Annotated in this window: 13 protein-coding genes; all 13 read right to left on the minus strand. The window is 46.3% G+C overall.

The features are described 5' to 3' along the window. Positions 1–17: 17 nt before the first annotated feature. Genes NSQ91_RS28440 through NSQ91_RS28500 form a run of 13 tightly spaced genes read right to left on the minus strand, consistent with a single transcriptional unit; the run spans position 18 to position 14,397 of the window. Complete coding sequence (locus NSQ91_RS28440) at positions 18–737, minus strand: 4'-phosphopantetheinyl transferase family protein (RefSeq protein WP_076194002.1); 720 nt, start codon at positions 735–737, stop codon at positions 18–20. Continuing rightward, entirely contained in the window at positions 737–1,003 is a 267-nt protein-coding gene (locus tag NSQ91_RS28445) for an acyl carrier protein (protein WP_076194001.1), read from the minus strand. Before NSQ91_RS28445 ends, NSQ91_RS28440 begins: the two co-directional genes overlap by 1 nt. 12 nt (positions 1,004–1,015) lie before the next feature. Continuing rightward, the gene (locus tag NSQ91_RS28450; RefSeq protein WP_076194000.1) at positions 1,016–1,996 is read right to left on the minus strand and encodes a hypothetical protein; all 981 of its coding nucleotides are present in this window, start codon (positions 1,994–1,996) and stop codon (positions 1,016–1,018) included. A gap of 45 nt (positions 1,997–2,041) precedes the next feature. Beyond that, positions 2,042–3,025, minus strand: a complete 984-nt coding sequence (locus NSQ91_RS28455) for a Gfo/Idh/MocA family protein (protein ID WP_076193999.1) — start codon at positions 3,023–3,025, stop codon at positions 2,042–2,044. Between the two features lie 24 nt (positions 3,026–3,049). After that, entirely contained in the window at positions 3,050–3,295 is a 246-nt protein-coding gene (locus tag NSQ91_RS28460) for an acyl carrier protein (RefSeq protein ID WP_076193997.1), read from the minus strand. Positions 3,296–3,328: 33 nt separating this feature from the next. After that, positions 3,329–4,855 carry an amino acid adenylation domain-containing protein gene (locus tag NSQ91_RS28465; RefSeq protein ID WP_076193995.1) on the minus strand — a complete coding sequence of 509 codons (1,527 nt, stop codon included), beginning with the start codon at positions 4,853–4,855 and terminating at the stop codon, positions 3,329–3,331. Between the two features lie 5 nt (positions 4,856–4,860). Beyond that, positions 4,861–5,997 carry a hypothetical protein gene (locus NSQ91_RS28470; protein WP_143762778.1) on the minus strand — a complete coding sequence of 379 codons (1,137 nt, stop codon included), beginning with the start codon at positions 5,995–5,997 and terminating at the stop codon, positions 4,861–4,863. Positions 5,998–6,015: 18 nt separating this feature from the next. Then, positions 6,016–7,023, minus strand: a complete 1,008-nt coding sequence (locus NSQ91_RS28475; RefSeq protein WP_076193992.1) for a hypothetical protein — start codon at positions 7,021–7,023, stop codon at positions 6,016–6,018. 18 nt (positions 7,024–7,041) lie between these two features. Continuing rightward, positions 7,042–8,247, minus strand: a complete 1,206-nt coding sequence (locus tag NSQ91_RS28480; RefSeq protein WP_076193990.1) for a DNA glycosylase AlkZ-like family protein — start codon at positions 8,245–8,247, stop codon at positions 7,042–7,044. A 10-nt stretch (positions 8,248–8,257) separates the two neighbouring features. Then, on the minus strand, positions 8,258–9,520 hold the full coding sequence (locus NSQ91_RS28485; RefSeq protein ID WP_076193988.1) for a glycosyltransferase: 1,263 nt from the start codon (positions 9,518–9,520) through the stop codon (positions 8,258–8,260). Further along, positions 9,517–10,734 carry a radical SAM protein gene (locus NSQ91_RS28490; protein WP_076193986.1) on the minus strand — a complete coding sequence of 406 codons (1,218 nt, stop codon included), beginning with the start codon at positions 10,732–10,734 and terminating at the stop codon, positions 9,517–9,519. The genes NSQ91_RS28485 and NSQ91_RS28490 overlap by 4 nt, the downstream gene beginning before the upstream one ends. A 35-nt stretch (positions 10,735–10,769) precedes the next feature. Further along, a complete protein-coding gene (locus tag NSQ91_RS28495; protein WP_076193984.1) occupies positions 10,770–12,581 on the minus strand; it encodes an ABC transporter ATP-binding protein in 1,812 nt (603 codons plus the stop codon). Beyond that, entirely contained in the window at positions 12,571–14,397 is a 1,827-nt protein-coding gene (locus tag NSQ91_RS28500; protein WP_081391916.1) for an ABC transporter ATP-binding protein, read from the minus strand. Before NSQ91_RS28500 ends, NSQ91_RS28495 begins: the two co-directional genes overlap by 11 nt. Between the last annotated feature and the right edge of the window lie 3 nt (positions 14,398–14,400).

A 14,400-nucleotide genomic window follows, 5' to 3' on the forward strand; every position in this document is an offset into this window, starting at 1 on the left:
GTTTGGCCTCCCTTACCTCATAATACTGTTGTTTGCTTTCCGCCATACTTACCCGAGATGAACGCGAGCACCACCGAATGATCCTCTACAGTCATTACAAGCTCAGGCGTGTTGTAGCAGACGGCCAGCTTGTAAACCTCCTCATACTTCTGTAGATACAAACGACAGTCCTCCACCGCCAACTCATCGTGCACACAGTAGCCATCCTCCATACTCGGCCTAATTTCAAAGCTGTTTAACGGCTTATTTAGGCCGTATCCCAGCATTTTGATATAAGCTTCCTTGCAGCTCCAAATGTCAAAGAACTTGGAAGTTCTGCTTACAGGATCTTCCCCGGATAAAATAAAGGCATGTTCTTCCTCCATAAAAAAACGCTGGCTGATCTCCAAATCCAACTCGTGAACGACCTGGATATCCACACCCACTACGTCCGGACTGACGGCGCAGCACACCCAATCACCCGAATGGCTGATATTGAACTGAACCCCATGCCCACCGTTTAAGTGCGGTTTACCAAATCTTCCGTTGACAAGCGCTATGTCGCCAATACCCCAGTCCTTCTCCAGCACATAATACAACAGGCATCTGGCAAACAGACTCCGCCTTCTCTCAGGCAGGGACCGAATTTCGCCGAGTTGCAACCGGCCGTACAAAAAGGTCTCGTCTATCTCCAGCTCATCGAACCGTGTTTGCATCATATACATTTGAGTACAGGTTCCCTTATGCATACCTCTCATCAAAGCACCTGCTCGTGCCGCTTTTCGGAAATGAGCCGGACGAAATCGTCAAAGGTGGAGAATCGTTCCAGACTCAAATAATCATCGTCGAATTCGATATCGAATTCTCCTTCCAGCCGCACAATCAGCATAACGAAAGTAATAGAGTTAAGGGTGTAATCGCTTAGTTCGTACTTCATAAAATCAAAGCTCAATGGTTCCCTATTAGCTTCGGCCACTTCATTCACAATTTCCCTTACAATAAGTCCGATCTCCGCTTGTTGCATTGCTTCTCACTCCTACAAGTAGTTAAATAGAGTATTCGCATGTTTTAATTTCTCGTAGAACTGCGTTTCCTTGACCAAAATGTCGTTGAGATAACGGATCACCTTCTCCTTAACCCCATCAAATTTACCGGATAGGTACAATTTGAGCATGTACTTATGGAAAATATCCCAGCTCCTGTAAATCTCATGCATGTCCGTGGACAACCCATGAATCTTTTCGGATTGGCTTCGGTGAGCGATAAAAGCAAGTAGCTTGGACATTTTGTTTCTGTTCTTCCGATAGCGGTCAAAGTTAATATAGAACAGTGAAACGTCATAGCCGGGTACACCTTCAATTTCTGTGGCAAAGTCGAAATACCGGCCGAAATCCGCAGTGAACTCCTCCAGCGATTCCAGAGATCCGTATTTCTCGTAGTTCGCCAGTATATCGGCACCGATTTGCTCGTAGCGATATATCTGGGACGAGGTCAGTTCGTATCTGTAGACTCCGAGCAGCCCATTGTCCAAGTGATTAAAGGGTAGAGTCACCCCATTTTTACCGTAGAAGCTGTCCGTACAAATGAAGCTACACCGGGAACGATCAACACCGGAAATGACAATACCATGATCGATATGTTTGGTTTGATATTCCGCGATCCACGGGCACCAAAAGCCGTCGATATCCAAGGCAACGGGCCGGGAATCCTTCAGCTCATCCATGACAAAACCGGAAATATCCGGTTCCGTAGACTTCTTAAGGTAATGAAATCGGATACCGTGGTACTGGGCCAAATATTCGAGGTTATGGCCAATCTTTTCGTCATGCTTCAGCAAAGGACCGAACATGTAAGGTCCGGCTCCCAGATCGTGGGTGACATAAGCAAAGTGCCAGGCGTCTTTGTACATCAGCATGTGATCCTTACCAAGAAAGGAGGCGATGGTGGCCAAAGACTCCTCGGTGCAATTTCTTGCGTCGTCATGATCGATTAAACTTACTGGTATGAGAAGTTCCATCCTTACCCCCTGTGTTTCAATGGACTAACGCCTGTTCTCAAGGTTCTAGACCAGCACTCGCACTCCTCGTTCAAAGGATTCTATGATTCGGTTTGCCAGATACAATACTCTGTAGCCGTGGCTCGCCTTAACGGGAGGATCCTTACCAAGCACAAGGGCTTTGCATATTTCGTTAATGTGCTTGTCCAGGTTGTAAATCACATCACAATCAACGGAATTAAAAAGACTAGGACGCCACTCTACTAGATCTTCGCTTCCCATGCTCTGGAAGCTGTACCTTTTCACGAAGTCTTCTATCCTTATTTTTCCTTTTGTTCCTGTAATTTCCATGAATTGGGAAGGCCGGTAAAAATCAATGGAGTCATAAGAACCAACAAGACTCCCCACCCCCCCGTTCTTCAGCTTAAACGCCACACTTAGCGAGGAGCACCCTTTTTGCGTCACATTTGTCATCTCGGCCATAACGGATTCAATCTCACCGCACAAATGTTCAATCAGATCCAACCCGTGGCATTGGCTCTCGATAAGATTTCGGTATTCGTGATCCGCGCAGCTGCCTTGATGCTCAAGCTTCCACAGGACGATCAAAGGATCGCCCAGCTTGTTTTTTTGGATCGCTTTATAGGCATACTGCACAGGTTTGCCAAATCTGTGCATGAAGTTGATCGAGACAAAGGTATGCGTCCTCTCGATCTCCTGTAATAACCGTTCTCCTTCCGCGAGAGAGAACGATAAGGGCTTTTCGATCAGTAGTGGCACTCCCTGCCGGATTGCATAGAGCGTGTCCAAATAATTATGCATTCCGTTCAGGCAGATACTGACCAGGTCGACCTTCTCACTGCGGTACATCTCGCGGATATCGGTGTAAGGACGAATGTTATACCGTCCGGCGATTTCCCTCGTCTTTATTTCATCCCTACCGACCACGGCACACAGTTTCGTATGCCGGTTTCGATCGAAGGAAATCAGGTGCTGATTCCCCCAGGGTCCCGTCCCTACGACGGCCACATTCAGATGTTCCTTATCCATTTAATCTCCCCACCGCTGAATACTTCAACTGATCTTCTGTTCCACATATTTCACCAGATTGCCGAAGGTCTCAAAGCTGTCGAATCCTAGCATATCAATATCAAATTCGATGGTATATTCGCTTTCCAAATCGAGCACGGATCGAATAAAATTAATGGAGTTTACGCCGATCGTATCGAGATAGCTGTTGTTCTTCACTTTGTCCATATCGACAGAAACATCAACATGGCTTGTAATAATCTCTCTGACTCTCTGTTCAACGGAATTCATCTTTTCCACACTCCTTCGTTATGGATCTCCCCGTCATTGAGGGACCGTCAGATTCTCCAAGCTTATCAAGGCGTTTCGGTCAATTTTGAAATTCGGGGTATAAGGCAACTGGTCTAGCCGGATCAACTGTTCCGGGATCATGTAGCCGGGTAATACCTTTCGCAGGCTCGAGATCAGCTGCCGCTCGTCTACACTCCCATCCGACACATAATACCCACACAAATAGGAATGACCGTTTTTCCCAGTCTTCGGCACAACGGCGACATGAGTAATAACTTGCTGCCATAACAGAACCGATTCGATCTCACCCGGTTCGATCCGGAATCCACGGATTTTGACCTGATGGTCGTTCCTGCCCAGGAACTCGAAAGTCCCCTCATCCGAGCACCGGACCAAATCGCCGGACTTGAAGATCATCCCCCCGTCTTCAAACGGATTTTTCCTGAACTTCTCGGCGGTTAGCTGTGGCTGATTCAGATAGCCCTTGGCCACCTGAGGCCCGCCGATATACAGCTCCCCGATCACCCCCGGTTCCACTTCCTTCATGTCCGGATCAAGCACGTACACCTTCACACTACGAAACGGTTTGCCAATGGTGATGGAATTACGGCTCTTCAGATTAGCAGCCATGCACCAGATTGTAGACTCGGTGGGACCGTAAAGGTTATAAATGTTGGCGTCCGTGTAGGTCCGGATATGCTCCAGCACCGGTAAAGGCAACGCCTCTCCCCCAAGTAGCACATCGGTCACCCGCCGAAGACAGTCAAGTTCCTTATCGTAATCCAGCAGTAGTTGCATAGCGGAAGGCGTCATCTGAACTATGTCTATTTCCTTCTCGGAAATGATCTTCTTCAGCAAATGCGGATTTCGCTGCTCCCTCTCGTTAGCGATTACGATCCGCATGCCGTACAAGAGGGGAACCAGTAGTTCCAGCAGTGAAATATCGAAGGAAATGGTTGTTAGGAAGAGCATTGCACCGCCGTCCGGGAATGCTATCTCGCCGGTGATGCCGTACACGAATGAAGCTAGCGCTTCCTGGGTAATGACCGTGCCCTTTGGCAAGCCCGTCGATCCGGATGTGTACAACAGGTATGCAGCCTCGTCCAGATTCGCTGTCGCGGGCTGCAGTCCGAATTCGTCCACCAGGTCGATCTCCTCGTAACCGACCGTATACTCATAGTAAGCCAGACTGGGCACAAGGCTCTGATTAACGATTATCAGTTCGCAGCCGCTGTCCTCAACAATATGTCTGATTCGCTGAGGCGGATACTGCGGGTCGAGCGGCAGGAACGCCGCTCCGGTCTTCATAATACCCAGCAACGCTACCGACAGGTCCAACGTCCGGTTCATAAAAAGACCGACAACACTCCGACTCGTAACCGCCCTCCGTTGCAAAAACGCCGCCACCCGGTTCGACCGCTTGTCCAGCTCTTCGTACGACAAAGCTTGTTCACCGCAGACGAGTGCCGTCTTCATCAGGTTACCGTCTAGACGTTCTCGAAAAAGCCGGATATAGGGAACGAGAGTGCCGGTATCCAAGTCATAACGGTCATTGGGCATGGCAATCAACCCTTATCCGCATAAATTACTTTGTTATCAGCACTTATTTGCTCAATCTCTTTCAGCCCTTTTTTCCAGCGGTACACATTCTCAGCATCCTTGATATGGTCCATCAGTAACCGGGTGCATTCGATGTCCTTGTCGCGCAATTTTTCGTATAGCTGGATGACTTTGTTCTTCACGCCTTTATCCTGGCTAACCACGAATTTTATAAGGCTGTTTCTGCAGGATAGGGCGAACTTCTCCAATTCGTCAAATGCACTTAAATCCGTGAATGATTCATCCAACACATCGAGCTCCTTCATATAGGCTGCCCGCATCTTCATAGCTTTGGCATGGCTGTACACAAAATTGAACAACCGGAAGTCCATGTATTTCTTGTCCAGCTCCTCACTGATCGCATCATAACATTTAACACCGAACCGGATGTTATTGTAGGGGTCTTCAAAACCGTCCAGATAACGTTTGAGTGCGTACTTCAGTTCACCTTTGTTGAGACTGATTTCGGTCGAGCTGTACTTGAAGGCCAGTAACCGCTCATGCTCCAGATTTTTGCTGCATTCATAGCTACTATAGGCCTTGATGAAGTCCTCATAGCTGACTTCCCTGAATTTGAAAGCTACATTCCGGTCGAAGGGCCCGTAGAAGTCGGCCACGTTCAGGATCTTTTGCTCAGTGTCAAAGCCATAGATCAGCGTGCGGCTGTTGTAATGGATTCTCTGGTTGAATAAGGCGACCGGAATGTAAAAGCAGTCAATTTCCAGAAACATATACAGTCCGTTGGAAATACATTCCTCAATCAAATCCGTTATCGTCTCATACTTTTTCTCCAGCGTATCCCGGTCCCATTCCACCCTACTCAGAAGCTGGCAATCGTGAATCGAGCTGTCCGGAAAAGGCTTGTCAAAATAATTATGCTTTGTCCCTTCCGGTCTAAAGCAATGCAGCTTGGTCGAGAATGGCTTGTCGAATGACATCGTTTGGATTCCGTCCGTTTCATAGCACCACAGATCGATAAAGTTTCGGATAAACCACTTCTTCATGTTGATATCATCCTCGTGTACCCACAGCACGGACAACAGATCCGCATCGTCCACATCACACGAGAATGGCGGCTTGGCAACATCCAATATTTTCCTCATTATTTCACCCTTTCTAAATTACCCCATAAGATTCATCAACAGTTCACAGCATTCGGCATCAAGTTCCTTCAGGTTCAGAAGCTCCTGTCTCACTTTACCTTTGAGGGTTTCGTTCTCGACCCGTTCTGTCATGATCTGATATTTAAAATGGAAATTACGAACCCGCAGGCTGTCCTCTTCCAGTTGGCCAAACTTTCGGAAGGAAGCCGATGTGAGGTCCAGAAGCCCCAGGGCTTGCAGATACTCTGCCTTCACCCGTAGCAGCATGTTACGCTCGTGTAGCACATGGAAGAAGCCCCAATTCAGACAGGTCCCATCCGACAGACTTTCTACGGCGCGATCATAAAGGGCCAGTCCGCCGATGGCTTCGGCCGACTGTGTTCCATGAACATAGTCGGCCAGGGAAGAGCGGAAGGTTGAGGTGTTCCACTCTCCGTTTTCCTCCGTGTACTTCCTAAGTAGGTAGACATCGTGAAATACCGGATTGATACCTTCATCGAATGCGTTATAGGCGTTATACACGTCCTCATAAGTAATCGGCTCCAGCGCGTATTTCCCCCCTTTGTAGCCGTCCGCTGCATACAACAGCCCGGAACGATGGTCGTATCCATAGAACATTGTTTGATGGTTGAAATGCCGCTTCCGGTATTCCGCGGCGCAAGGGAGATAATACTTGTTCAGGGACACGGCGACGTAGAAACCTTCATCTATCGCCTGTCTGATCCAACTTGCCACGCCGTCCGGTCCGACATCGGCCCTGTCGAACTTTCGGTATTCCAGTAGATCACAATTCAGCAGAAGAGACTCGCCGTAGTTTTGCGTGTAGCTGAGCGAACAATCGGCATCGGAGTATGGGTCGTTGATGATGTACAGCCCAGTATAGTGGTCGATCACCCATTGCTTAAAACGGTCGACGGTTTCATGGGTCTGTAGAACCGAGAACAAATTGGCGCTGTCGGAGTAAGAACTGAGCAACGGGTCAGCCATGTTCAAAAAACGCTTCTCTTGCGGAAATGAACCGATCAATGAATGTCACCTACCTAATTACATAATTTTGAGTAGCGATTCCGCAGTCAGCCCGTCCGCCTTCAGATAGGAGCAAAAAGCCTGCAGCGCTTCCGTCACCGCGGAGATTGTGTTGTCCGTTACGGCGACCCCCTCCTCCCACCACCATTTTTTGATACTAAGCGGCTCGTTCGCCCGGTGTTTCTCGGGCTCGAATCTGGCCACAAGTTGGTTACCGTAAAGCACCGGAAGCACATAGTAACCGTATTTCCGACTAGAAACGGGTTTGTATACTTCCCAGCTGTACTCGAAATTAAAAATGTCCTTGACCAGCTTCCGATCCCATAGCAGATTGTCTAGAGGAGCCAGGAAAAAGGCTTTCCGGTCCACATCTAAAGCCGTCTTGTTCAGAATGGCCATATCTTCGGCCCTCATGTAAAACGTCTCCTTCAGGTCCCAGACCTTAAGTCTGATCAACTCACCAGCTTCGGACAATTCATTCAGCACCTGGGCTCGCAGATGCTTGTCCGACACGAAGTGGCCGAGCCAGCCCCCTCCGTTACGGTCCCAATAGGCCCCTATGCTTCCAATCCTCCTCTTGAAATACCATTTATAAAAGGCATGGTCGTCCCCGAACGGATCTGCCCGCTCCAGAATGTCCTGTGGCAGCAGATTCTCGGTCAGATCATAGATCTTCTGGGTGTTTTTCTTTTCTTTCACCGACAAGGATCCCATGTTCCACATGTAATCCATGGTGGCGCTTGACAGTTTTCCATGGCCCCAGCGTCCGTTCTCAGCGCGGCCAAGGTCCAACCGCGAAGGGGATACGGGACCGTTGTTCGCAATGAATTCCCTGACGTTATCCACGTACTTGAGCGCTTCACTCGACTTTCGGTATGCCAGAATTCCCTCGGTCTCTTCCCTCTTTCTGACCCGAAGCCTTTGGAAGTATGGCCAATCCTCCAAAGAATAAATCGCCATCATCTTATCCCATCCGTCAATTAAATCCCTTGTCTCGTAGAGGAGCTTGTCCAGTAAGTCTGGGTCGTAATCGTTAAAGCGGGACTGAAGCACAAGATCGGGATTATGCCCGACCATGTTCAATGGGTCATACTGAATACAGCCCACTCTCTTGATGAATTCGATGATACCCAGCCGGTCAGCACTGGGCTTCGTTGGGAGCAAGCCTTGATAAGCGATCAGAAACGTTCTCAGATCTTCTTTGGAAACTTCTATACTGTCCATTTCTTCCTCCTTACAATACATTCTCTAGGGTGATGGAAAGGTTGGTGCTTGCGTTCCGGAGTGAGGCTCCCAGTCTGCGCGATCTAACGTTGTAACTATCGTCTGCCAGCAGCAATCCGATCCTGTCCAGCAGACAGAAAGATGCTACATCCCCGGACATCATAACCCCAGCCCCCAGTTCTTGAATCCTTCTGGCGTTAATTAGCCGCTCGCCGGATGTTGGAATCAGAAGCATCGGCAATCCCTCCATTGCAGCTTCACTAATGCTACTTAGTCCACCGTGGCTGACGAACACCCTCACTTGCTTCAGATATTCCTCTATCGGTAAATATGTGTGACAGACCACGTTGGTAGAAACGCACACCTCTTCCGTCGCCCATTGATCCAAATTGCGAGTGATAATATACGCGGACAAACCGGAAGCCGACAGTTGTTTAATGATGTCGTTCATTCGCTCAGCTTGCTCCACATCCTCGATCTCCCCCATGTACACCAATAAGTCTTTTAAGGGTGGGGCATTCTCCAGTACAGGTCTATTGGGCAAGTTACCGTCTGCTGGCTGTCTACCGATAAAACAATACGCCTGTTCGGCCTTCTTCAAGTAACTTTCCGGATAGAGCTCACGTGAACTTGCCACGATATTGGTCTCGCTGAAGAAGCTACTGAAGTAATCGAAGTCCATCTTCGTTTGGGCACTAAGCCTTTTGGAGAAGTCATCCAGCATGTCGACCGTGCCTTTTCTTGAGAATAAAGGTTTATCGGTGTCAAGAACATAGTTCATCCTCAGGAAATCATCAAGGTTCTCATCCCGTATCGAGCCGCACGGCAACAACGTCGGAATCAGGGATATCGGCGTCAGACCATAGGTTTTTGATACTACATATCCAAAGTAGAGATAGTAATCATACAGGAGCAAATCGTACTGACTGAAATCCTCCTCCAGATTTTTTAAGTATTTTTTGATACACCGCCATCGGTACAAATAGCTAGCCTCAAGCACCTGGCCTTTCTTCTCCGGTTCTGTTCGGGCTATCCTGTTCTTGGGGACTACCTGTTCGTTAGCCGGTGAGAGGTTTCTGCCGAAATTGAAGATATAGTCCAGAAAGTACTGATTATAAATCTTTAGCTTCATATCGGGATTATGTAGAATCGCACGGTGAGAGTCCTTAATATAAATCGTGACCTCATGTTTCAACCCCGTCAAATAATCGAACAGATGAAGAAACGGTTTAACATGACTTTCTTCAGGGAGGGTCAGGACAACAATTTTCATGTCAGACTCCCGGTTCTTCTTTTCTCTTTTCTCAATACTGACGATAGGCTCTTTAAGGTGAGTTTCTCGTCAGTACTGAATAAGATAGTTATCGATTTCTGAAGATTCCCAATCTTTTTTTTGTCGATCAGCGATTGCTGCTCCTGTTCGTCTAGCCAGCATAGGAAATCTTCATTGTCCATGATATAGCCCGTAATGTTCCGGTTTAGCCTTTTTATCAATCGTTTGAAGAAATGGAAACGCTCTATGCTGTATTTATCAATGAGCCATAAATTAAAGCTGTGATCGGGATAATCCATAATTTCCCCCATTTGAATTTTCCTGAAGGATAGGTTTCCCTCTATATTCTCAATAATCAAATATTCAAACTTGTTGAGAGCATCGTACATTTTCCTGCTGCCCGGTTCGTAGTTGTCAATCAACAGATCATTGTCCGGCGTATTGATCCAATAATTGGGGTTCGGAGCGCTCTGCCCCCACTCCACATAACCCCGATAGAGCGTGCAGTATCGGCAGGATCTTATCGGCTCCTCAAGTCTTTGCTCGATTATAGTCGAGGTCATTCCCTGCTCGAACAAGTCAATACCGTCACTCATGTCAGAGAGCGCAGTTCCATATTTCTTGTCATAATGTCTTAGACTGATTGGTCGTGGGCATTTATATATTCTCCCTCGATAAAGATTGGTGGAGTTGTATATTAAATTGCATCTTTTGAAAATCTTCTCTACATCCTCTAGATTGTCCTCAAAGGTATAATCGATCTCGAAGCATACTGGCTTGTATTCAAAATTTACGACGCCCTCGTCCTCCAACCGCTGCCGCCCCTCAGCAATATAAGGCTGATTTTTCTCTTCCGGGTAATTCGAAATTTGAACTGTAATGTCGTTCCCCCGAACTATCTCAAAAAAATCCTGAGGCATTTTTCTAAGCAGCATACCGTTCGTAACTAGATGGATGTCCGCTTCTGGTTGATAGGTTCTCGTCAGCTTGATGTATGTAGCTACATGCTTGGACAGAAGCGGCTCCCCTCCTAGTAACCGAATTTTCTTGATCTTCACGCCAAGCTGCACCAGCCGTTTCATATCTTTCTCGTAAGTTTCCACACCGTATTCATCGGCCTCGGCGATGTTTCCAAAGTCGCAGCATACGCTACAGTTTAAATTGCAATGCTCCGTAATTTTGATTTCCAGATAACTCAGGAGGAAATCGTCCATAATTATCTCTCCTTTGGATAAAATGTGTAGCTCTTCTAGCGAACATACCATTCGGCTTGGGACATATACATTTCATAGTATTTACCCTTTTGGCTCATCAGCTGTTCATGGCTACCGTCTTCCAGAATGGAGCCTGAATCCAGCACGATAATTCGGTCTGCTGATTTGACTGATGCCAGACGATGGGTTACGAAGATAGTCGTTTTGTCTTTAGCTATTTCGTTGAAGCGTTTGTACACATTGGCTTCCTCTATCGGGTCGATGGCCGAAGTAGGTTCATCCAGCACGATAAGATCGCTTGACTTGTATAGTCCTCTTGCAATAGCCAATCGCTGCCACTCTCCTCCAGACAGATCAATCCCTCCGAACGAGCGGCACATCATCGTCTCAATTCCATCCTTTAACCCGTCTTTGTTGTTGTTAAATCCCGATTTAGTTAAGGTGCTATCGAAATACTCCCCATCATAGGGTTTGTCAATTTCACTAAGCATGACATTTTCTTTAAGTGTCAGCTTATATTTGCCGAAATTCTGAAAAACCGCCGAAATCCTGCTGTACATGCTCTTCTGCTGTACGTTGGACATACTGACGTCGTTGTAAAGAACTTCGCCCTCAGACATTCGAAATAGTCCCATAATAATTTTGACAAGTGTCGTTTTGCCCGATCCGTTCGTGCCCACGATTGCCAGTTTGGTGCCCTTGGCGATTTCCAGATCGATATTTCTCAATGATTCTTTATCTTTATAAGGATAAGTAAAGGAAACATTCCGCAATGTGAGTTTTTCCAGTTCGGGCAGCTGGATTTCCTCTCCTGAACTCTCTGGAATCGCCAGATAGTCGTAGAGCTTGCCCGCCAGATTCGCATTCTGGTAGATGTTACCGAACAGTTCCATCATATCGCTCATACCGTTCATCAATTTATTCAGCGAATAATAGACAGCGGCAAATATCCCAATTGATAAATCTCCATTCAACAGGGAATAGGTGATTAAAGCGAAGGAACCAATATAGCCCAAATAAGTGATAAAACTGAGCAGCAAATCAACCAGGCCAATTTTAAGATTGGCTTTCCATTCCTTCTGATTGCATTGGTGGAGCTTCTCTTTGTATAAGTCGAAGAAATACGATCTCGCGTTCAAGGTTTTCGTTTCCTTGTAATACTCTTTATCCGTAAGACATTTTTGATAATATTCCATCTCTCTCGTGCTCTGTACAAGCTCTTCCTGTAATTTGTACAGATTGGAGCCTTTTATCAGCTGGGAGATGAACTTTGGAATGAAGAACAGGAAACACAATAAAACAAGAATGGGCTTGATCGAAAAGAAATAAATACTGATGCTAACAAAGAACACCAGATGGAAAATTACACCGTTTAACAACAGAATGGTCGATTTAATTGCGTGATGAACACCGCCTATGGCCATACTGATTTTTTCATAAAGCTCCACCGACTCGAATTCTATCAATTCGAGTCTTCCTGCCTTAGCGTTCATGTCTTTCAGGATCTTGCTCATGAATTTCAGAAAGTAGTCTTCATTTAGAAAGTTATGATAACCATCGATGAATTGATATACAATCAGAATCAAACCCGCCCAGACTATAATGGAGGCGGCCTCTCCCCATTTTCCTGAAATAAAGGCCATGGAGACGGTATCGAACATTCGCTTCATGATATCGATGGACAGGAAGTTCAGCGCCGCCAAACATAGGGAGATGAAGATGTAAAAGATGAAGTAACCAGGTAATTTCTGAAATCCATATGATAAGGTCCTGCTCATTATTTTTGGGAAAGACATCGTTTTAGGCTTTATCTTAGTTTTATAATTCATCATAGTTTTAGGATTCATAGTACCATTCCTTCTGTGAATTAAACATGTCATAGTAAATCCCTTTGTCCTGTATTAACTCCTTATGGCTTCCACATCCGATAACCTGCCCGTCGTCAATGACCAGAATAATGTCTGCAAGTTTGGTAGAACCCAGGCGATGTGAAATGAAAATGGTTGTATCCTCTGATGAAATTTTGGAATAATGCTTATACAGGTTGCTCTCTTCCAGCGGGTCAAGCGCCGCCGTCGGTTCATCCAGAATACGAACGGTATCGCTCTTCATCAACGATCGGGCCAATGCTATTTTTTGCCACTGCCCGCCCGACAGGTCGATTCCGTTCGGCAGAATTTTACCCAGGGGAGTATCGAACTGCTGAGGAAGCTGCTCAACATTTTTTTTGAGTCCCACATATTCAGCGATTTCAATCACTTTAGTCCTGTTTATCTGCTCCTTACTGCTGAAATGATGGGTATCCCCCAATGCGATATTCTCACCCACTGATAGCGAGTACTTGGCAAAATCCTGATATACAATCGAGAAAAGCGTGTGCAACGTATGGGGCTTGATCCGGTTAATGCTGATTCCGTTAATAAGAATCTCTCCCCGGTCCGGCGCGTAAAGGCCGAGCAGCAATTTGGTAATCGTACTTTTACCCGAACCGTTCTTCCCTACAACCGCATAATGCATTCCGCTCCGGATGTTAAAAGACATGCCCTTCAGGATATACGTGGACGTACCCGGATATTTGAAATACACATCCTTAAATTCAATCGTCTCTATTCGCTGGATCGGTATTTCCTTTTCTAAAGATTGAAGATCTATAGCATCCTCTTCATCCTCCAATTGAACAAACCGATTGAGATCCTTCATATATTCACTGTCCCGCGACAAAAATCCGATGATGTCAGACATCTGGTGCGCCATTTTATCCTGCAGCTGAAAGATTGCCGTTATGAGCGAGATGAAATAGCCCAGGCTGATTTCTTTGGTTTTCAAAGGTGTCAGCAGCATGAAGGTAAAGCCGATACAGGTGATAATAATAAATAAGACGGAAAATTTGTTGATCGCCAGCCATTTAAATTTGACCTTCTTCGATAAATTTATGGCGCCATTGAAATATTGCTCGAATTTTTCGTTGAAATAAACAGTGAAGCCAAATAACTTGCGTTCAGATGCCAGATCGCGACCGCGGAGCACATCAAATTCGATATACCCCGATTTCCGGTCAAGGTCGCTAGTAGACCTCAGTGTGTTGTAAATATCCCGGTGCGAGATGTAGGAAATCAGCACTAGCGGAATGGAAACGATAAATAGAATGGCACCCAGCCACCATTTCAGATTGAACACCAGCCAGCCTACCGCAACAAAGTTAATCAAAATGCCAATCAGATCCACAAGATGCCTGAACACTTCATTAATGGCGTAAAACCCGGGGTTTTTGACAATCCGGTTCAACAATTCACTGGTTTCCTCATTTTCCACATGCTCATATTTTACCGACAGCTGTTTCTGAATAATGGCCGTATTGAAACTTTCTCTCAGACTGATCGTGACCCTGGAGAAAAGAATCTGGGACACAACGGCGTACATCTGAAGATAGCCGATTAACAGAAAGATCAATAGCAGGGGCGTTAGTACATCGCCGAAAGGAGTACTTTTGTTGACGTAATCAATCGCCGCATCGATAAAGCTGGAATTCATGAGAATCAGCAAGAACGGAACAATACCATTGATTGCGGCAAACACCAGAATACAGACTACTGTAATCGGGTTTGTTCGAAAGGCAATAGAAATAGAGTCGAACAGGTTGTACTTTTTTTTCTTTAAAAGCATAAT

The organism is Paenibacillus sp. FSL R7-0048 (genome assembly GCF_038004505.1).
Lineage (GTDB): Bacteria > Bacillota > Bacilli > Paenibacillales > Paenibacillaceae > Paenibacillus_AQ > Paenibacillus_AQ odorifer.

Bases quoted from the DNA above. Each gene is read 5' to 3' on its own strand.
- NSQ91_RS28440 (WP_076194002.1), bottom strand. From the start codon at position 737: ATGAGAGGTATGCATAAGGGAACCTGTACTCAAATGTATATGATGCAA.
- NSQ91_RS28445 (WP_076194001.1), bottom strand. From the start codon at position 1,003: ATGCAACAAGCGGAGATCGGACTTATTGTAAGGGAAATTGTGAATGAA.
- NSQ91_RS28450 (WP_076194000.1), bottom strand. From the start codon at position 1,996: ATGGAACTTCTCATACCAGTAAGTTTAATCGATCATGACGACGCAAGA.
- NSQ91_RS28455 (WP_076193999.1), bottom strand. From the start codon at position 3,025: ATGGATAAGGAACATCTGAATGTGGCCGTCGTAGGGACGGGACCCTGG.
- NSQ91_RS28460 (WP_076193997.1), bottom strand. From the start codon at position 3,295: ATGAATTCCGTTGAACAGAGAGTCAGAGAGATTATTACAAGCCATGTT.
- NSQ91_RS28465 (WP_076193995.1), bottom strand. From the start codon at position 4,855: ATGCCCAATGACCGTTATGACTTGGATACCGGCACTCTCGTTCCCTAT.
- NSQ91_RS28470 (WP_143762778.1), bottom strand. From the start codon at position 5,997: ATGAGGAAAATATTGGATGTTGCCAAGCCGCCATTCTCGTGTGATGTG.
- NSQ91_RS28480 (WP_076193990.1), bottom strand. From the start codon at position 8,247: ATGGACAGTATAGAAGTTTCCAAAGAAGATCTGAGAACGTTTCTGATC.
- NSQ91_RS28485 (WP_076193988.1), bottom strand. From the start codon at position 9,520: ATGAAAATTGTTGTCCTGACCCTCCCTGAAGAAAGTCATGTTAAACCG.
- NSQ91_RS28490 (WP_076193986.1), bottom strand. From the start codon at position 10,734: ATGGACGATTTCCTCCTGAGTTATCTGGAAATCAAAATTACGGAGCAT.
- NSQ91_RS28495 (WP_076193984.1), bottom strand. From the start codon at position 12,581: ATGAATCCTAAAACTATGATGAATTATAAAACTAAGATAAAGCCTAAA.
- NSQ91_RS28500 (WP_081391916.1), bottom strand. From the start codon at position 14,397: ATGCTTTTAAAGAAAAAAAAGTACAACCTGTTCGACTCTATTTCTATT.